Consider the following 20047-nt stretch of genomic DNA (forward strand, 5'->3'; position numbering starts at 1 on the left):
TCATGCGCAGCGCAGGGCCCTGGCGCGCGCAGCGCAAAGGTTCAGCGCGCAGCGCCAAGGGTTCGGAGCGCGAAGCGCAGACATCCGGCGCGCGCAGCGCAAGGCGTTCAGAGCGCGTAGCGCAAGGCGTTCAGAGCGCGTAGCGCGAGGCGTTCGGAGCGCGTGGCGCATACGTTTAGCGCGCGCAGCGAAAGGCTGCGGCGCGTGCAGCGCAAAAGGCGGGTGGGAGCGGGCGGAGAGCCACGCGACGTGGGAGCGGGCGTCGGAGAGCGCGTGGGGGTATTCAGGGGCGGGGGCCGAGCGGGTCCTCGGTGGGGGGTGTGGGGGAGCGGCGGGTGGTGTTGGTTAGGGAGCGTTCGGGGAGCCAGAGGATGAAGGTGGAGCCGGTGCCTAGTTCGGAGTGGAGGGCTACCGTGCCGCCGTGGGATTCGACGATCTGGCGGACGATGGCCAGGCCCAGGCCGGCTCGGCGTTGGTTGGTTGACGGGCCGCTGGACGGGTCGGAGATCGAGCCGGTTGGTACGCCGTTGGACGGATTTGAGAGCGCGCCGGTTGGCGGGCCGGGGTCGACCAGGGGGACGGTTGCGGGTGGTTGGCGTTGGCCGGAGCGGAAGAAGCGGTCGAAGACTCGGTCGGTGTCCTCGTCGGCGATACCGGGGCCTTCGTCTCGTACTGCGATCCACGCCCACCCACTCCGACTGCCAACGGCCAGGACGAGTTCGCTGCCGCCGCGGGCCAGCCGGACCGCGTTGGAGAGCAGGTTGTCGACTGCCCGCCGCAGCGCCTGGGCATCACCAGCAGCGATCGGCCCAGGCGACAACCGCCGTACCAACCGCAGCTCGCGATCCGCAGCAAGCAGCTCATACTCCTCCGCCGCCTCACCAGCGATCGCCGCCAGATCCACATCCGCATCCACGAAGGCAGGCGACGACCGCCGAGCGGACGCCAGCAGATCCTCCACCAACCGCGTCATCCGCTGGATCGCCCGCGACACGATCGCTGTCGCCTGCGCCCGATCCTCCGACGGAGTGTCGTCATGAGCCAGTACTGCGTCCACGTTGGCCTGGATCACCGCCAACGGATTCCGCAACTCATGCGACGCATCGTCAACCAGCTGCCGCTGAGCGACGAAGGCGGACTCCAATCGCTCAAGCATGTCGTCGACGGTGTCCGCGAGATTACGCAGCTCGTCCTGCGGCCCGTCCATCGCGATCCGCCGGGACAGATCGGTCGCCGAGATGTCCTGCGCCGTCGCGGTGATCCGCCGTACCGGCCGAAGCACCCGACCGGAGAGCCACCACCCGGTACCAAGGCTGAGGAGCAGCAGTCCGCCCATACCGGCCGCCGAGTAGGTCTTGAGCGTCTCCAGCGTCTGGTAGTTCACCGCCGACTGGATGCTGGCCAGGTCAGCGGCCTGGATCGTCTGACCGGACTTGACCTTCAGCTCTCCGTGCTCGTCGTGGTAGACCTTCTTGACCGTGATCGGATTGAGCGGCGCCGGGTCGAGATACGCCGACAGAGCGAAGTACAGGCCGCCGAGAACCAAAGCGGACAACCCGATCAGTACGGCGGAATAGGCCAGCGTCAACCGGAACCGGATCGTCTGGGTCCACGCGGGCCTGCTCATGTGTCACCTCGAAGCCGATAGCCGCGCCCGATCACCGTTTCCAGCAAGGGATCCTCGCCTTCCAGCGTGAGCTTTCGCCGCAGCGTCCCGACCGTCACCCGGACGCTCTGGGTGAACGGATCCGCGTTCTCGTCCCACACATGCTCAAGCAGTTCTTCAGCCGAGACGACATGCCCCGGCCGCGACATGAGATAGCGCAGTACGCCGAACTCCTTCAGCGTCAGCGGAAGCTCCCTCCCGGCGCGCGTCGCGAGATGGCGAGAACTGTCCAGCACGAGATCGCCGACATGCAACTGCGTCGTCCCGTTCGTCACATCGCGCCGCAGCAGCGCACGAATGCGTGCCAGCAACTCGACCAGCGCGAACGGCTTGGTCAGGTAGTCGTCGGCGCCCTCGTCGAGCCCGCGCACCCGGTCGGCGAGCGAGGCGTGTGCGGTCAGCATCAGCACCCGCAGTTCGCGTCCGGACGCCACCTCGATCTCACCCCGCCGTACCGCGCGGCACAGGTCGAGCCCGGTCGTGTCCGGCAGCGTGATGTCGAGGATCGCCAGGTCGTACGGCGTGATGGCGAGCTTCTCGACCGCCTCGGCCCCGGTCAGCGCGGTGTCCACCGCATAGCCGGCCCGGCCGAGTCCCGAGCGCAGCGCGCTGACCAGGCCTTCCTCGTCTTCCACCACCAGTAATCGCACGACTCAAAGGTAGCGGCGTCGGCGGTGAGAGCCGGTAGGCGCTTTCGCTGGACTTTCGGTCTGCTTTCCGGTCGTTTTCGGGGCCGCCTGATGAATTGGTCTCCATCATCCGATCTCGAAGGAGTCAGCATGAATCTCCCCGGCAAGCGCCTCCTCCTCGGTACTGCGATCGCCGCGGCCGCGCTGGGCGCAGGCGGCGTCGCCTATGCCGCCGGCAACGACCCAGCGCCCGACCAGGGCTACGCGGTCGTGGAGGAAGACCCCGGTACGCCGAGCAGCGACCCGAGCACCACGCCGAGCACCACGCCGGGCGACGGGTCCCGCGTGGCACCGCAGGGACGAGGGACGCGTGACGGCAAGGACTGCCCGGACAAGGCAGGCGGCCGGCAGGGCAGCTCCGAAGGCGCCCAGCCCAGCCAGCAGCCCAGTCAGCAGCCCAGCCAGCCGACCCAGCCCAGCCAGCAGCCCAGTCAGCAGCCCGATGTGAGTGGTAACGCATGACCGCAGTACTGGAGCGGGCCCTCTTCGAGGTGAAGCGGGTCGTCGTCGGCCAGGACCAACTGGTGGAGCGGATGCTCGTCGGGTTGCTTGCCCGCGGCCACTGTCTCCTCGAAGGCGTACCGGGTGTCGCCAAGACGCTGGCCGTCCGGACGCTGGCCGAAGTGATCGGCGGCCGGTTCGCCCGACTGCAGTTCACCCCTGACCTGGTGCCTGGCGACATCGTCGGTACCCGGATCTGGCGCCCCTCCGCGGAAGGCTTCGACACCGAGCTCGGCCCGATCTTCGCCAACCTCGTCCTCGCCGACGAGATCAACCGCGCACCCGCCAAGGTGCAGTCGGCGTTGCTGGAGGCAATGGCCGAGAACCAGGTCAGCATCGGCGGCGTCAGCTACCCGCTGCCCGAGCCGTTCCTCGTACTGGCCACCCAGAACCCGATCGAGTCCGAGGGTGTCTACGCGTTGCCCGAGGCGCAGCGGGACCGGTTCCTGCTGAAGATCACCGTCGACTACCCGACGCCGCTGGAGGAACTCACAATCCTGCAACGGATGAGCTCGCACCGGCCACACGCCAACGCGGTTCTGACGCCGGCCGACGTCCGCGAGTTGCAGGAGGCAACGGAAGACGTCTTCGTGCACAACGCGGTTGCGGAGTACGTCGTCCGGTTGGTGCACGCGACGCGGGCGCCGGCGCAGTACGGGATCAATGATCTCGGCGGCGTACTGGAGTTCGGCGTCAGTCCGCGGGCGACGCTGGGTCTGGTCGCGGCCGGTCGGGCGCTGGCGTTGCTGCGGGGGCGGGACTATGTGCTGCCTGCTGATGTGTACGACGTGGCGCATGACGTGATGGCGCATCGGCTGGTGCTGACGTTCGATGCGCTTGCCGATGGCATCGATCCGCGAGCGGTCGTGTCGCGGGTGCTGAACGCGATCGAGCAGCCTCACGTGGTACCGGCTGATCAGAGCCAGGGTTCCGCGGCATGACAGGTCCTGACCTGCTCGCCGGGCGGGAGAGGGCGCTCCGCTCGCTGGAGCTCTCGGTGAAACGGAAGCTGGAAGGCTTCCTGCACGGCGAGATCACCGGCCTGCGGAGCGGCCCGGGCAGCGAGCCGAACGAGGCGCGCCCGTACCAGGCCGGCCAGGACGACGTCCGCCGGATGGACTGGAACGTCACCGCCCGCTCCCTCGAACCCCACGTCCGCGCCCCCCTCGCCGAACGCGAGCTGGAGACCTGGGCCCTGGTGGATGCCTCCGCCAGCATGGACTTCGGTACTGCGCTGTCCGAGAAGCGCGACCTAGCCGTAGCCATCGTCGGCGCAGTCGGCCTCCTGGCCGACCGCCCCGGCAACCGCTTAGGTGTAAGAGTTGCTCTAGGCAATGAAGTCCGCCGCATCCCCGACGTAGGCGGCGGTCCAGCTCTCCGTCGTACCCTCCGCACGCTGCTGTCGTTGCCCAGGGCAACTCCGGGTGAACACCCTGACACCGATCTGGCGCACGCAATAAACCGCCTGAACCGAGAGCACCCCCGCCCCGGCCTCCGAGTAGTCGTCTCCGACTTCCACACCGACCCCTGGCCAGGCGGAGGTGGAGGACGCGCACTAACCGCGCCCGAGGCGATTGCGCCCGGCTTCGCCGGCGAGGGCTGGGCTGATGCCTTGCGCCGGCTTGGTGCGCGGCACGAGGTGATTGCTGTTGAGGTTCTCGATCCCCGGGAGCTCGAGCTGCCTGAGGTCGGGCTCCTCACCCTCGTCGACCCGGAGACGGGCCGGCGGCGCGAAGTGCAGACGGGTAAGAAGCGTTTGCGGGAGCGGTATGCGGCCGCGATGCGCGAGCACCGGGAGCAGACGGCGCAGGCGATCCGGGCGGCTGGTGCGGCTCATCTGACCCTGCGCACGGACACCGATTGGGTCCGCGACGTCGCGGCCTTCGCGACTGCCCGCAAGCGCGTCAACACCCGGCGAACACCGAGAGGGAGGACCGGAATCCGATGAAGTTCGAGCAACCGCTGTGGCTCTGGCTGCTGCTGATCGTCGCGGCTCTGGTCGTCGCGTACGTCGTCGCGCAACGCCGCCGCAGCAAGTACGCCGTCCGCTTCGCGACCCTCCCGATGCTCGAGAAGGTTGCGCCGAAAAGCCCGGGCTGGCGCCGCCACGCCCCCGCTCTCGCCTTCCTCGCCGCGCTGACCGTACTGACGATCGCGATCGCCCGCCCCGTCACCGACGTCCGGGTACCGCGCGAACGCGCCACCGTCGTCGTCGCGATGGACATCTCCAACTCGATGGCAGCGACCGACGTCGAGCCGAACCGGTTCGAGGTCGCCAAGAGCGCCGCGACCGACTTCGTGAACAGCCTTCCCAAGCAGTTCAACGTCGGCCTGGTCTCCTTCGCCCGTACTGCGAACGTCGTCACCCAGCCGAGCACCAACCACCAGGCGACCGTCGACGCGCTTAACCGGCTCACGCTGACCGACAGCACCGCGATCGGCGAGGCCGTCCTGACCAGCTTGGACGCGGTGAAGAACCTGGACGCCGACGCAGCCACCGACCCACCCCCGACCCGGATCGTGTTGCTGTCCGACGGCGGTAATACCTCGGGCCGCCCGATCGACGAGGCGGCGCAGGCCGCGGCGCAGGCCGGCGTACCGGTCTCCACGATCGCCTACGGCACCCCAGAGGGCACCGTGAACCTCGACGGCCGGAACGTCCCGGTACCCGCCGACGCCGACTCGCTGCGCGGATTGGCCGACGCGACGAAGGGGTCCTTCTACTCCGCGGAGAGCGATGAGGAACTGCGCTCCGTCTACTCCGATCTCCAGTCGTCGATCGGCTGGACCACCGAGGAACGCGAGATCACCAACCTGGTGGCGGGTATCGCCCTGGCCGTCGCACTACTGGCCGGCCTGGCATCGCTGCTCTGGTTCTCGCGGCTGCCCTAAGGAGCCTCGCATGAGCCCTCATCTCGGTCACCCCTTCCGCGGCCCGCACTACGAGCCCGGCCCGCCTCCCGAAGCCCCTACGCCCGTACCGCCGCCAGGCGTCCCCTTCCCCGTCACCCCGGCCGCCGTCCAGTCGGCACCCCCCTCTCCGGCCGCGGCACCTCCGGCCGGGGTGACGGCCCCACCTGTACGCCGTACTGGCCGCGCACTCGCCGCTGGGATAGCTCTGTCAGTGCTGGCCGGCGGTCTGGCAGGTGCTGTCACAGGTGGTTGGGGAGACTCACCATCCGCCAGCGCGCCGGTCGAGTTGCCCCAGGCAGCGGCACCCTCGGCAGGTACTCAGCAGGGGTCGATCGCGTCCGCCGCTGCCAGCGTGTTGCCGGGCGTGGTGTCAGTACGGGCCGGGCGGGCGACTGGTTCGGGGTTCGCGATCGACCAGCAGGGCCACGTGGTCACCAACGCCCATGTGGTGGAAGGAGCGAGCAGTGTGTCACTGGTCCTGTCCACCGGCCGATCGGTGGACGCGAGCATCATCGGCGTCGACGCGGACAACGACCTCGCGGTACTCCAGGTCAGCGGCAACGTCCAGGGACTGCGGGCGCTCACGCTCGGCCGATCCTCGGAGCTCCACGTGGGAGACCCGGTACTGGCGGTCGGCTCACCGCTCGGGCTGGAGGGAACGGTGACGGCCGGCATCGTCAGCGCCGTCAACCGGCAGGCCCGGTTCGGCGACAACGGCAACCGGCAGTCCGCGATCCAGACCGACGCGGCGATCAACCCCGGCAACTCGGGTGGCCCGCTGGTCAACTCGGCGGGTCAGGTGGTCGGCGTCAACACGGCCATCGCCACGCTGGGCACATCGTCCCGGTCCGGCAACATCGGCATCGGGTTCGCCATCCCGGTCGACCGGATGACGACGATCGTCAAAGGGCTCATCGACTGAAGCTGCTGCTCTAACTGGCAGCGGCGTTCGTAGTACCGGGTCCCGCCGGTACTTCGAACGCCGCCTGGCCGTTCAGTGCGTCACTTGACGAAAGTGACCGTGACCACCGGGCTGATGGCGCCGGAGGCGACGACCCGGAACTTGTTCGCGCCGACGCGGCCGCTGGCGATCTTGACCGCGTAGGCGGCCTTCGAGGTCACCTTGGTGGTGGCCGGGAAGTTGACCCACTTGGTGCCCTCGAGGCGCTGGACCTGGACGACCGAGTTCGCCGTGATACCGGTGGTCTTGCCGCTCAGCGTCACCTTGGCCCACACCTTCGCGCTGGTGGCGTTCGAGGCGACGGTGATCTTCTTCGCGACGACCGGCTGGGCGGCGACGGTGCCCTGTCCGGTGGTCGACGCGTTCGCCTGCAGTGCGCCGGCAACCCCGACGGCGCCGGCGGCGAGGCCGAGGCCCCCGACAACGGCGACGACCCGGCGAACCAGCTGAGAACGGTTGCGCATGATGGTGATTTCCCCTCGTATTCAAGCTTTTATGAGCCCTTGTGAGCTCGACACAGACTGAGACGCGGGGTCGGGACAAATAGTTGGATCACAGCTCCGTTACAGCTTTTGTTGCCCCCGGCTACAACTTCCCGGAGATCGGCGCCGCGCCCGGATCCTCGCCGTCGGCATGCCGGAGCACCCAGTCGTCGAGGTCCTCCGCTGCCTCTTCAGGGGCCTCGGGCAACTGCCATCTCATGGTTGTGCCGGTCTCTTGTCCGCAGGTGAAAGCGTGAATGGCAGCCGCATAGCGTTCGGCGGCAGCCAGTACTTCGCTCGCCTGCGCGACCAGGTCGCCTTGGACCGTCACGGCCGTGCGGGCCGACTCGGCGAGCTGGCAGGCTTCCCAGGCGATGGCGAGCCGCGCCAAGGAGTCCTCGGTGATCAACGGTTCACCAGGAAGTAGCCGATGGTCATCGCGGCCGCCGAGGTCACCACGATTCCCCGGAGTACCGGGGTGGGCAGTTTGCGGGCGAGGGTCGCGCCGCCGAAGCCGCCGAGGACCGCGCCGGTGAGCATAAGGACGAGCTTGAGCGACTCGGAGAGCACGTCGGACGCGGCCAGGAAAACGATGGCCGCGGTCAGGTAGATGGCCGCCATCCGGGCCATCCGCAGTGGGTTGACCCGGCCGGGGTCGATGCTCGCCGCCACGCTCCAGAAGGCGACCATCATGAGTCCGGAGGCGCCACCGAAGTACCCGCCGTAGATGGAGAGCACCAACTGGCCGGCCACGATCGTCGGGCGGCCCGCGATCGTCGTCTTCAGTGACTTGGCGATGCGCCGGCCGAAGGCGAGTACGAGGGTGGCGAACGCGAGCAACCACGGCACGACCGCGTCGAAGGACTCGGACGGCAAAGTCAGCAGCAGTACCGCGCCCAGCGCGCCGCCGACGACGCTCGTCCAGGTGAGCACGCGGATCGAAGTACTGGGGAGTGGTTCGAGGTCGCGGCGGTAGACCCAGAGGCTGGCCAACCCGCCCGGCAGCAAGGCGACTGTCGTCGCGGCGTTGGCGGTGACCGCGCCGACTCCGACCGCCACGAGCGCTGGGAACGCGACGAAGCTCCCGCCGCCGCCGACCGAGTTGAGCGCGCCGGCTGCGATCCCGGCGAGCAGCACGATCAGCAGCGCGGTCACCTACCGAGCATCGGGGAGCCGGGGTAAGGAGCACAATGTGTTTTTGCCTCAGTCAGCCTCTGTCTGGGGCTTAGGCTAGGTGATATGCGCTATGACCTGGACGACCTGCGGTTGTTTGTCCACGTGGTGGACCAGGGCTCGATCACGGCCGGAGCGCTGCAGATGCACCTGAGTCTGCCTTCGGCCAGCGCGCGGGTCAGAGCGCTCGAATCCCACGCCGGAGTCGCGCTGCTGATCCGCGAACGTAGGGGAGTGCGACCAACCCCGGCCGGTACTACGCTCGCTCGCCACGCACGCGAAGTGCTGGCCCAGACTGCCCGCCTAGACAGCGCTGTCGCGAGCTACACCGCCGCCCGCTCGCGACCACTCGTCCTGGTCTCAGGCGGCTCAGCCATGCACCGGGTAGTCCCCGCAGCGCTGGCGTCGTTCCTCCGCGAGTACCCAGAGCACGACGTGACCGTCTCCGAGCAACGCACCCCGCGCTCACTCCGCCTCCTCGCCGAAGGCAAAGCCGACCTAGGCATAGTCCTGGACGACGACGAAACCACCGGTACCACCCTGCGCACCGAACCCCTGGTCGACGACTCCCTAGTCGTCATAGGCCCCGCAGGCGGCCTACTCAGCGGCCGCTCCGCCATGTCGTACGCCGAAGTCGCAGAACACCCCATGATCGGCCTAGACCTAGGCTCCACCCTCCGCACCTGGATGGACCGCCGCCTAGGCCCCCACGCCCCGGCCCCGCGCTACCGCACCCTGGTCCCAACCCTCCACACCCTCATCACCCTCGCCACAGCCGGCGCAGGCCTAGCCGTAGCCCCCCTCCGCTCAGTAGACGGCAACCCCGCCCTAGACATCTGCCCCCTAACAGACCCCTGGGCCACCCGCTCCCACCTCATTTGCTACGCCCCCACCCCACCCACCCCAGCAGTAGAAGCCCTAGCAAGCCACATCCGCTTGGCCGCCACCACCTGACATACTGCGCATCTCTCTTTGGCAGCCGGGGGACAAATGGCCTTCAGAGCAATTGGGAACGGTGGGTTCCTGGCCGTGTGCGTGGTCGGTCTGGCTGAGATGTGCCTGCTTGCGGTGTACGACGAGTTCTCCTCCATCCCGGACGAGGTGGCAACCGTCATCTCCATCGTGGTCGGTCTGCTGATCCTCTGGCGTTTCGTCCGCGTCGGTGTCGCCGTCACACCGGCCGGCCTGAAACTCCTCAACCTCGGCCGCGACGAACTCATCCCGTGGACCGCCATCGCCGACATCAGACTCGACGAAGGCGAGGCCTCCTTGGGTAGCACCGCCATCCCGTACGTCGAACTTGCCGACCCACCTTCTCCCGAAGAACCCGGCGTCCTCCTGTCCTGCCTTACCGGCTACACCTTCCGCGGCCGCAACCGCCGAGTCACCCGCCAAACCGCCAAACTCCGCCAGCACTGGCTCGACCACCAAGCCGGCACCGGCCGATGAGGGACCTCCTCGAGTCCTGTTCGACCGAATCTCAGCGCGCGTGATGCCTGAGCGACGTCTGTTTGGCAAGCGGAGCAGGGATTACTGCAACTTGTTGCAATTCGGGTAACGGGATGAAACGACGCGCGATGTAGCGAGCGCTGACCCGCATGGCGATCGCCCTTCGTCGTGCTGTCCCAGGTCGGCGTGAGGCAGCAGGAGTCGCCGTGAAGTTTCTAGTGGATCGTTCGATGCGTTCTCGCGGGCAGAAAGCCCCTCGAGTCGTGGCCGCGTTGGTATCGGTGGCGCTTCTGGCGACCGCCCTGGAAGCCCATCAACCCGCCGAGGCGGCGCCGACGGCGGATCCGAAGCCGGCCGCCGCCAAGATTGCCTCGCGGCCGGATGTGATCTCGGCCTCAGTAACGGCGCGAGCTCAGGGTTCGCGGGTCGAGGTCGAGTCGATGCGGACCGAGACGTCGACGACGTGGTCGAACCCTGACGGGACCATGACGACGGATGCTCACGCCGCGCCGATCCGGTTCAAGACCGCGAAGGGTGCCTGGCAGTCGATCAACCTGACGTTGCAGAAGGCCGCTGACGGTACGGTGGCGCCGCGTGGCCACGAGCATGGTCTGCGGTTGGGCAAGCGCAACGCGGCGACCGGCCAGGTCTTCGCGTCGGCGTCGTCCGGTACCGGCCGTCAGGTCGAGTGGCTCTCGCCGTGGAAACTCCCGGAGCCGACGCTCGACGGGACGAAGGCGACCTACGCCGACGTACAGCCCGGTGTCGACCTGGTCCTGGACGCACGCCGGACCGGTTTCGAGAACGACTTCATCGTCAAGCAGCGCCCGACGGCCGCGCCGGTGTGGCGGATTCCCTTGCGCACCAAGGGTTTGACCGCCCGGACGGCAGCCGACGGTTCGATCGAGTTCGTCGACGCCAAGAACGTCGTCCAGTCGAGGATCCCGGTCGGCTTCATGTGGGACTCGGTGGTCAATGGTGAGCAGGGCAACAAGACGGTCGTGAAGGTGACCGTCGAGCAGGTGTCGCGGGGCAAGGCGACGCTGGTGATCGCGCCGGACGCGAAGTGGTTCCTCGACCCGTCGCGGGTGTTCCCGGTGACGGTCGACCCGACGTATGTGACCGGCACGTTGAAGTCGACGTTCGACACGTGGTTGCAGGAGAACGAGCCGAACGACCAGTCCAACGCGGTCGACCTTCGCGTGGGCAAGAACGGCTCGGCGAAGGTGGCGCGCGCCTACATGAACTTCGCCACCTCGACCTTCGCAGGCAAGGACATCTTGTCGGCGTCGATGTCGCTGTGGCAGTACGGCGCCAACACCTGTACTCCGACGGTCGTGCAACTGCGCTCGGCAACACCCACCTCGACCACTACTCGCTGGCCCACGCGGCCAGCGGACGGTGCGGTCTACGGCTCGGTCTCGGCCGCAAAGGGTGCCACCGGCTGCCCTGGCGGCCGGATCTCGATCCCGATGACCGGCCTGGCCCAGGCCTGGTCGACCGCGTCGTACCCGACCGGCGGCCTCGCGTTGACCGCGGCGAACGAGGCGGACGGCACGTCGTACAAGCGGTTCTACTCCTTCGCCGGCATCGCTGACCCGTACGTGACGATCACCTGGAACCGGAAGCCCGGCCAGCCGTCGGTCCCGGCCTACTCGTCCGCGGTCGCCTACGCCGCCCCGGGTGGTACGAGCGCCCTGTACTCGCCGTACCTCAACCCGTGGGCGATCACCAAGGCGAGCGACCCTGACGGCAACACGGTCAAGTACGTCATCGAGTTCCACGACTCCACTACCGTGTCGGCATCCAGCCTGAAGGCGACCTGTACGTCGGCCACCTACGCCTCAGGCACCACCGGCGGCTGCAAGCCGTCCGTCAACCTGCCCGAGAACACCCGGATCTACGTCCGCGCCAAGTCGAACGACGGCCGCGTCGACTCCGCCTGGTCAGGCTGGAGCCAGCTCCGTATCGGCGCCACCCAGCCCCAGGCGCCGATCATCTCCTGCCCGCCGCCATACGCCATCAACTCCTGGCAAGACGACGCCCCGACCGCCGACGTGGTCTGCACCGTCACCGCGACCGGCACCGGCTACTCCTCACCCGGCTACATCCGCCTGACCGTGGACGGCAAGCCGGTACCGACCAACTTCACCGGCGGCGCAGCCGGCCAGATCAAGATCACCCCGTCCAGCGACCCGGCCACCGCCAAGACCACCATCGCCCTCCCCAAGGGCACCCCAGGTCTGCACCGGATCAGCGCCACGGCCGAGTCCCCGGCCGGACGCCTGTCAGGCAACGCGGCGTACAGCTTCGGCTGGGGCGGCTCCGCCCTCGCCTCACCGACCGCCAACCCGCGGATCACCACCACCGGCACCATCAAGATCGAAGCCTCCGGCCCACCCCGCGGCGCCGCTGATCTGCCGACCGCGAAGGTCCGCTGGCGCCTGTCCGGCTACGCCAAGGACGGCCAGCACGACACCGTCGGCTGGAACGTCGACGACACCGCGCTGACCGTCACCGACAACGGCACCGCCGGCGTCGCGGTCTCCGGGATCTGGGACAGCAACAACGCCAAGATCGACGCCAACGTCGACTCCGACCCGTCCACCCCGGCCATCGAGCCGACCACCCTGAACGACCGCGTCCCGGTCAAGCTCGACGTACAGGTCTGCTTCACCTACGCCTCGTCCAGCCAGTGCACCTGGTCCCAAACCCCCAACACCACAATCCAGCGTGTACCGCATGCCTTCGGCAACGGTTTCCCCACCGCCGACGCAGGACCCGGCCAGGTCGCCTTGTGGACCGGCGAGTTCAACACCGACACCACCGACATCTCCGTCCCCGGCTACACCGGTGACCTGTCGATCTCCCGCTCCCACTCCACCTACGCCGGCACCCCGGACACGATCAACGGCGTCTTCGGCCCCGGCTGGGTCGCTCACTTCGACGGCGCGGACGCCGGCCTCGGGGGCGTACGGGTGATCGACTCGTCGCGCGTCGACGGCACGATCTCGTTCACCGACGGCGATGGCACCGGCCTGATCTTCGAGGCTCCTGACGGCCAGCGGCGTACGGGTGCGTCGTTGGCAGCCGGTACCTGGGTCCCGGCGGACGAGGACACCGAGCTGGACGGTTCGAAGCTCACGGTCACCGGCACGGCCGCGGCGCCGATCCTCACCTATACCGAGGACGACGGCACGGTCACCACCTGGACCACCGACACCGCACCGACAGCTTCGACGCCGGCGTTCTTCCGGCCTGGAACGGTCTACGAACCCGGCATCACGTCGAAGACCACCTACTCGTACGACGCTTCGGGCCACGTGAGTCGCATCCTGGCTCCGACGCCGCCAGGGGTGAACTGCATCAGCTCGCTGGTAGCAGGTTGCCGCGCCCTGCACTTCGTCTACACCACGATCAACGGCGAGGCCCGGCTGTCCGAGGGCTGGCTGGACATCTACAACCCGGACAAGGCCGGCGGCGCTGGGATGGACTCCATCAAGGTCGCGGCGTACACATACGACGCGAGCGGCCGGCTGATCAAGGTCACCGATCCGCGGTCCAACCTGTCCACGGAGTACGGCTACAACTCGCTCAACCACCTGACCTCGGTGAAGTCGGCCGGTCAGCTGCCGATCCAGTTGAACTACGTCACGGTCGACCAGCGCGAGAAGCTGGACACGGTCAAGCGCGACCGCCCTGCTGGTGATCCGACCGGTGGTACGGCGACGCTGGCGAAGTTCGTGTACGACGTACCGCTCTCCGGCGCGGGTCTGCCGGACCTGTCCGCTACGTCGGTTGCTCGGTGGAACCAGAAGGCGATACCTACGAACGGGTACGCCGTCTTCGGTCCGGATCATCCGTTGTCGGGTGCGCCTGGTGCTGACGATTGGCAGTACGCCGATCTGCAGTACACCGACGCATCGGGGTACACGGTCGACAGTGCGAAGTACGGCGCGGGCGACTGGCAGTACAACTCGACCGACTACAACGAGCAGGGCAACACCGTTCGCGAGCTCGACGAACGCGCGATCCGCTCGGTGATCGACGGCGCGGTGCCGTCCGGCGCGTCCGTCGACCAGGTTGCTTCGCTGACGGTCTACAACAACGACATCAAGAACGCCGCCGGCGATGCTGTCGTGACGCCGGCCGGCACCTTCGTGACCGACACCTACGGGCCGTCCCGATCGGCGGTACTGAAGGACGGGACGACTCGCTGGGTCCGGGTGCACACCCACAGCAGCTTCGACGAGGGCGCCCCGAACGCGGGGATCAACCCGGACACGACGCTGCCGTATCGGCTGGCCACCAAGTCGACGTCGTATGCCCATGACCCGGGCACCGGCACCGACCTGGAGATGACCGCGCAATCGCTCACCGACTACGGGCCACCGGTACCGGGCGACGCCGACGGCTGGAAGCTCGGCCAGGCCGGCAAGACGATCACCGACGTCGACTTCGACGGTGTCAACAGCGCCGGCGACATCGTCAAGGTGACCCGCTTCGACGCGGAGGGTCGCACGATCGAGACCCGCCAGCCCGGCTCGAACGGCGCTGACGCCGGTACGACGAAGACCGTGTACTACACGACGGCGTCCAATGCGTCCTTTCCTGCGTGCGGTGGGAAACCTCAATGGGCAGGACTGGTCTGCCAGACCGGCTCAGCGGCACAGCCCACCTCGGGTGGCACCGCGACGCCATCGTTGCCGACGACAACGACTGCCGACTTCAACTACCTGCTGGCGCCGAAGACGGTGACCGAGACCTCGGGATCGGTCATCCGGAAGAACGAGACGACGTACCTGCTCGACGGCCGGACCGACACGACCAAGACCACGGTCACCGGCCTGGCGAGCTCGACCCCGAACACCAAGAAGGCCACCACCTACGATCCCGCGACGGGCCAAGCCACGGCCGTCACGGCGTACAACGCGGACGGGACCACCGCGGGCACGGTCACCACCGGCTATGACACCTGGGGCCGCCAGACGACGTACCAGCCGTCGGGCGAGCAGGTCACTACGACCGTGTACGACGCGGCCGGTTCGGTCGCGACCGTGACGGACGCCAACGGCTCGACGCGCTACACCTACGACGGCACCGACGCGGCCGGCAAGACCGAGCGCCGAGGTGTCGCCACCAAGGTCGAGGTCACCACGGCCGGCTCCACCTGGACGTCGACCGGTGCTTACGACGCCGACGGCTCGATGACCGTGCAGAAGCTGCCCGGTGGCATCACGCAGTACAACGACCTGGACAACGTCGGCGAACCGACCGGCCTGCGCTACACCGGCCAGATCACCAATGTGAACGACGACGGCTCCACCACAGTCGACCCGAACGGCCCCTGGCTGTCCTGGTCGCTGGAGAACGACGTCAACGGCCGAGTAGCCCACGAATGGACCCCCGACGGCTCCGCCTTCACCGGCGACGCCGGAGACGCTCCGGGTGACGCCCTCGGCTACGACCGCTCCTACTCCTACGACAACGCCGGCCGCCTGACCAAGGTCCAAGACCGAACCGCCACCACCACCGGCACGGAACTCCCCGGCTGCGTAACCCGCCTCTACGGCTTCGACCGCAACGACAACCGCCTAACCAAGTCAACCGCCGCGCCCGCCGCCGACGGCTCCTGCACCACCACCGGCGCTGTGTCTACGACCCGAGCCTTCGACACCGCCGACCGCCCAGTAACTGGGGCGAACGGGGTTGGCACCTACACGTACGACGCACTGGGCCGCACCACGACCCTCCCCGCGTCAGACGCTCCCCACCCCGCCTCTGGCGACATCGCTCTGTCGTACTACGACAACGACCTAGCAAAGTCGATCACCCAGGGCCCCACCACCACGACCTACACCCTCGACGCCCTAGACCGCCGCTCCACAGAATCCGTAACCACCAGCGGCACCACCACCACCATCCGCCACTACGCCGACACCTCCGACAACCCCACCTGGGTGACCCAAGGTACGACAACCCAACGCTACGCAGAACTAATCGGCGGCGACCTAAGCCTCACGGTGAACCAATCCGCCTCAGCCGACCTAACCCTCGCCAACCCCCACGGCGACGTAGTAACCACCGTCGACCTACCCACCACCACTGCGCCCGCCACCACCATCAACGCCTGGAACTCCTACGACGAATACGGCGACGCTGCGACCACAAACACGACCCTCACCGGCGCCGTCGACTATGGCTGGCTAGGCGCCAAACAACGAGCCACCTCAGGCGCCGGCCTAACCCTCATGGGCGTCCGCCTCTACAACCCAGCCACCGGTCTCTTCACTTCCACCGACCCGGTCGCTGGCGGCAACCCGAACGCCTACACCTACCCAACCGACCCCATCAACAGCTTCGACCTAGACGGCCGCTTCGGCTGGAAGAAGTTCTGGAAGCGTGCCGCCACTGTCACTGGCTTTGTCGCAGCCGGAGCATGCATACTCGCCACAGCCGGAGCTTGCGCCGTTGCAATCGGAGCGTCCCTAATCGCGAGCGCTGGTTGGAATGCATACCAGTACAGGCATGGTTCGATCTCCGGACGTACTGCGCTGACCAACTTCGGTATCGACGCGATCGGTGCGGCCTTCAAGCCCATCCGGGGATTCAAGTACGCTGCCCGTCATCGCGGCGCGATCCGAATGTCTGGCAGAATGCTGCGCAGTCGGCTCGGTCGTCACCGTGGAGGTTTGGGTCACCGAGTCAACATCGGGCGCCACTTGCGTCACCTCGGTTCGTCGATTCGAAGTAAGCCCTATAAAGCAGCGGCGGTCTTCGGTGTCAATGGCTTCTATGCGCACCGTGCATACAGGAACGGCTGGGATGTTTGATGCATGACGACGTTCCTCTGCTCGTAGTGGTGGCGATCTTGGCATCCATACCTGGTGCGACATATGCCGGGTTGAATCGGGACGAAGTAGCAGATTGGCTGTTCGTCCTGGTCGCCATGGCGATCATCGTTGTCGGCATAGGCGTCACCGACAATGTGCGAGTGCTGACCTGGGTAGGAAGCATCGGTCTGTTCTTCGCGAGCTCGGTGGCGGTGGTACAGATACGGCGGCGGCGGGCTTCGGCCGGCAAGTCGTCGCCGTAAGCCAATGACGAGCCAGGGGCCGGCCCGCCGGTGGGCCGTGCCGCTTGGCCGCCGCCGCCCATCGGCGAGTGCCTACTCTCGGTTCGCGCGACGGAGGAGCGCCAACACTGGGTGGGTGGGAGCGACCCGGAGCTGGAGTGACGGAGGAACGTAAGCGGCGGGCGCGTGGGGCTTTACTGTTGGGGGATGGTGTTCTTTGGTGGGCTGCTGGGGTTGATCGGGTTGGCGACCCTGGTGTTTCGCGACGGGGATGTTGTCGGGATGCCTGCGACCGGGGTTGGGGGCGCCTTCCTGGTGATAGGCGCCGCGGCCATCGGGGTGGGGTTGTTGCGGCGGGCCGCGCGGAAGCGGAAGGCGGCGCGCGGGGAGCCGGTGCCAGTCGGGGATGTGTTTGAGCGGGCGAGGGCCCTGCCGCGCATGTTGCGGGCGGCTAAGGCTGAGGGGTATACGGCCGTGTCGGGTGGGCAGAAGACGCTGTGGGTGTTGGCATTGGTGTATTTGGTCTCGCCGATCGACATCCTGCCGGAGTTCCTGCCGGTCATCGGGGTGGCTGACGATGCAGGGGTTGGGGTCTGGTTGCTGACGAGTGTGTCGACGGCGGCCGGACTGTACTTGCGGCACGAGCGGGACCGGCGCGGGCTGCCGCCGGGTTAGGTAGCGTCTACGGCATGCCCGCTCTCACTGTCGAAGAAGCCCGTACGCGGGCCGCCGCCCTCACCGTCAGCTCCTACGAGATCGCCTTCGATCTGACGACCGGACCCGAGACCTTCCGGGCGGTCAGCACGATCAGGTTCGAAGCGAGGGACGAGCGGACCTTCCTCGACGTGAAGCCGCAGGAGCTCGTCAAGGTGACGCTCAACGGCAGCAGCGTCGACATCAAAGGGCTGGACGATGGGCGCCTTTGGCTAGAGGGTCTGCAAGACGACAACGTGCTAGTGGTCGACGCGATCATGAAGTACTCGGCCGACGGCGAAGGCCTGCAGAGGACGGTCGACGCCGGCGACGGCCTCGTCTACCTGTACGGAATGTCGTCGCTCGAATCAGCCCCCCGGTACTTCGCCTGCTTCGACCAGCCCGACCTCAAAGCGCCGTACACGATGACCGTCAAATGCCCCGAGGAATGGATCGTCCTCGGCAACGGAGCCGCCACGCAAACAGCACCAGGGGAGTGGGCGCTCAAACAGACCAAGCCACTTTCGACGTACTTCGTGACGCTGGTAGCCGGCCCCTTCCACCTCATCAAAAGCGAGCACGACGGCATCCCGCTCGGACTCGCCTGCCGGCAGAGCCTCAAGGAGCACCTCGAGAAGGACAAGGAAGACCTCTTCCAAGTCACCGCGCAAGCCTTCGACGAATACCACCGCCTGTTCGGCTACCGCTACCCATTCGGCGAGTACCACCAGGTCTTCGTCCCCGACTTCAACCTCGGCGCAATGGAGAACCCAGGCTGCGTGACGTTCGCCGACAGCCTGGTCTTCCGATCCGCGGTCACCGACGCCGAGCGCAGCCTCCGGGCCCGCATCGTCGTGCACGAGATGGCGCACATGTGGTTCGGCGACGCCGTCACGATGAAGTGGTGGAACGACCTCTGGCTCAACGAGTCCTTCGCCGAGTACATGGCCAACCGCGTCGCCCACGACGTCACCGACCACAAAGGCCACTGGACCGATTTCGCCTTCGTCCGCAAGTGGTGGGGACTCCAGGCCGACCAGCGCCGCTCGACCCACCCGGTCGCGGCCGAGGCCGGCAAGGATGCCCGCCAGTCGCTCGACGACTTCGACGGAATCTCTTATGCCAAAGGCGCCGCGGTGCTCAAGCAGCTCGCGGCGTACCTCGGTGACGGGGTCTTCCTCAAGGGCGTCAACGCGCACATCGACGCGCACGAGTTCGGCAATGCGGACCTGCACGAGTTCATCGGCAAGCTCACCGAGGCCGGCGCGGCTGATCTGCCCAACTGGTCCGAGCAGTGGTTGCGCACGGCCGGCCTCGACACCATCAGCGCCGAGCGCACCGCGACAGGGATCAGCCTGTACCGCCGTACGCCGCAAGCCCACCCGGCCGACCGCCCGCACAAACTGACGGTCGGCGGGTACGACGAGAGTGGCCGCCCCACCTCAGTGCCAGTACTGCTGGACCGCGACTCCGTCGACCTCGAGCTAGACCCCACCCTGGCCGTGATCGTCCCGGACGCGGCCGACGACACCTGGGCCAAGATCCGCCTCGATGCGACCAGCCTGGCCAACCTCCCCGTAGTACTGCCGAAGATCGCAGACAGCACCACCCGCGGGGTGATCTGGAACAGCATCCGCGACGCCGTCGCCGACGCCGAGCTAGACCCACGCCAAGCGCTCGCGATCCTGCTGGAAGCCATCAAGACAGAGGACAGCGACATCGCCGTCGGCTCCCTCCTGCGCTGGCTGGAAGACCGTCTACTGGGCGCGTACCTTCCCCAGGAGCCGTACCGCGCACAGGCAGCCGCTGCCCTCACCGCGCGGCTCGCGGAGACCCCTGCGGGCAGCAGCCTCCAGCTAGCGATCAGCCGTGCCGTAGTAACGGCCACTGACGACGCCAAGCTGCTCCAGAGCTGGCTGGACGGTAGCGACGTCCCCAGCGGCCTGCAGGTGGACACGGACTTCCGCTGGTCCCTGGTACTGCGTCTAGTCCGGCTAGGCGTCTACGGCAAGGCAGAGGTCGAGACTGAGCTGGCCAAGGACCAGTCGACCGAAGGTGTAGCCCAAGCGGCGCGCTGCCTGGCTGCGACCGAGGATGGCAAGGAAGCGGCCTGGCAGCGGATCATGACCGATGGCACGGTCGGGGTGAACGAGTTGTTCGCCATCGCCGAGGGGTTCTGGGATCCGGCGCAGACCGAGCTGACCGCGCCGTACGTCGACCGGTTCTTCACCGAGATCGCTCACACCGGCGAGATCCGCTCGGGAATGGCCGTCGCGATGACGGTCGGCCGGATCTTCCCGAGGTACGCCGTGGACGAAGCCGTGATCGAGCGAGCCGACGCCCTGATCGCCGACGAAACCGTTGCCCCCAGCATCCGTCGGACCACGGCCGACAACACCGACGACCTCCGCCGGGCGATCGCCGTACGCCGAACCTTCGGCTGAG

The 20047-nt window shown here is 67.6% G+C and carries 16 protein-coding genes; 11 read left to right on the forward strand and 5 right to left on the reverse strand.

What is annotated here, in order from left to right:
* Positions 1-283: 283 nt before the first annotated feature.
* Positions 284-1627: a sensor histidine kinase gene (locus tag OHA70_RS19070; protein WP_328334409.1), complete on the reverse strand. Its 1344-nt coding sequence runs from the start codon at positions 1625-1627 to the stop codon at positions 284-286.
* Positions 1624-2316 carry a response regulator transcription factor gene (locus OHA70_RS19075; RefSeq protein ID WP_328334411.1) on the reverse strand — a complete coding sequence of 231 codons (693 nt, stop codon included), beginning with the start codon at positions 2314-2316 and terminating at the stop codon, positions 1624-1626. The genes OHA70_RS19070 and OHA70_RS19075 overlap by 4 nt, the downstream gene beginning before the upstream one ends.
* 129 nt (positions 2317-2445) lie before the next feature.
* On the opposite strand from OHA70_RS19075, the gene OHA70_RS19080 reads away from it, so the two are divergent.
* From OHA70_RS19080 to OHA70_RS19100, 5 genes are read left to right on the forward strand one after another with little or no spacing between them, the layout of a single operon-like run.
* Positions 2446-2817 (forward strand): hypothetical protein, encoded by a 372-nt coding sequence (locus OHA70_RS19080; protein ID WP_328334413.1) that lies wholly within the window; start codon positions 2446-2448, stop codon positions 2815-2817.
* The gene (locus OHA70_RS19085) at positions 2814-3797 is read left to right on the forward strand and encodes an AAA family ATPase (RefSeq protein WP_328334415.1); all 984 of its coding nucleotides are present in this window, start codon (positions 2814-2816) and stop codon (positions 3795-3797) included. The genes OHA70_RS19080 and OHA70_RS19085 overlap by 4 nt, the downstream gene beginning before the upstream one ends.
* The gene (locus OHA70_RS19090) at positions 3794-4804 is read left to right on the forward strand and encodes a DUF58 domain-containing protein (protein WP_328334417.1); all 1011 of its coding nucleotides are present in this window, start codon (positions 3794-3796) and stop codon (positions 4802-4804) included. The genes OHA70_RS19085 and OHA70_RS19090 overlap by 4 nt, the downstream gene beginning before the upstream one ends.
* The gene (locus OHA70_RS19095; protein WP_328334419.1) at positions 4801-5748 is read left to right on the forward strand and encodes a VWA domain-containing protein; all 948 of its coding nucleotides are present in this window, start codon (positions 4801-4803) and stop codon (positions 5746-5748) included. The genes OHA70_RS19090 and OHA70_RS19095 overlap by 4 nt, the downstream gene beginning before the upstream one ends.
* Positions 5749-5758: 10 nt before the next feature.
* Entirely contained in the window at positions 5759-6691 is a 933-nt protein-coding gene (locus OHA70_RS19100) for a S1C family serine protease (protein WP_328334421.1), read from the forward strand.
* Between the two features lie 80 nt (positions 6692-6771).
* Here OHA70_RS19100 and OHA70_RS19105 read toward each other — a convergent pair whose 3' ends face one another.
* The 3 genes from OHA70_RS19105 to OHA70_RS19115 form a co-directional block, all read right to left on the reverse strand.
* Entirely contained in the window at positions 6772-7194 is a 423-nt protein-coding gene (locus OHA70_RS19105) for a hypothetical protein (RefSeq protein WP_328334423.1), read from the reverse strand.
* Between the two features lie 121 nt (positions 7195-7315).
* Complete coding sequence (locus OHA70_RS19110; protein ID WP_328334425.1) at positions 7316-7621, reverse strand: hypothetical protein; 306 nt, start codon at positions 7619-7621, stop codon at positions 7316-7318.
* On the reverse strand, positions 7618-8367 hold the full coding sequence (locus OHA70_RS19115) for a sulfite exporter TauE/SafE family protein (RefSeq protein ID WP_328334427.1): 750 nt from the start codon (positions 8365-8367) through the stop codon (positions 7618-7620). Before OHA70_RS19115 ends, OHA70_RS19110 begins: the two co-directional genes overlap by 4 nt.
* A gap of 84 nt (positions 8368-8451) precedes the next feature.
* Here OHA70_RS19115 and OHA70_RS19120 point away from each other — a divergent pair, with 84 nt between their 5' ends.
* From OHA70_RS19120 to pepN, 6 genes are all read left to right on the forward strand, one after another.
* On the forward strand, positions 8452-9339 hold the full coding sequence (locus tag OHA70_RS19120; RefSeq protein ID WP_328334429.1) for a LysR family transcriptional regulator: 888 nt from the start codon (positions 8452-8454) through the stop codon (positions 9337-9339).
* Between the two features lie 36 nt (positions 9340-9375).
* Positions 9376-9834: a PH domain-containing protein gene (locus tag OHA70_RS19125; protein WP_328334431.1), complete on the forward strand. Its 459-nt coding sequence runs from the start codon at positions 9376-9378 to the stop codon at positions 9832-9834.
* A 206-nt stretch (positions 9835-10040) separates the two neighbouring features.
* On the forward strand, positions 10041-16667 hold the full coding sequence (locus tag OHA70_RS19130) for a DNRLRE domain-containing protein (protein ID WP_328334433.1): 6627 nt from the start codon (positions 10041-10043) through the stop codon (positions 16665-16667).
* Complete coding sequence (locus tag OHA70_RS19135; protein WP_328334435.1) at positions 16667-16930, forward strand: hypothetical protein; 264 nt, start codon at positions 16667-16669, stop codon at positions 16928-16930. Before OHA70_RS19130 ends, OHA70_RS19135 begins: the two co-directional genes overlap by 1 nt.
* Positions 16931-17116: 186 nt before the next feature.
* Complete coding sequence (locus tag OHA70_RS19140) at positions 17117-17584, forward strand: YkvA family protein (protein WP_328334437.1); 468 nt, start codon at positions 17117-17119, stop codon at positions 17582-17584.
* Positions 17585-17598: 14 nt separating this feature from the next.
* Complete coding sequence (pepN, locus tag OHA70_RS19145) at positions 17599-20046, forward strand: aminopeptidase N (RefSeq protein WP_328334439.1); 2448 nt, start codon at positions 17599-17601, stop codon at positions 20044-20046.
* Position 20047: the final 1 nt, after the last annotated feature.

This window comes from Kribbella sp. NBC_00382, assembly GCF_036067295.1.
Classification (GTDB): domain Bacteria; phylum Actinomycetota; class Actinomycetes; order Propionibacteriales; family Kribbellaceae; genus Kribbella.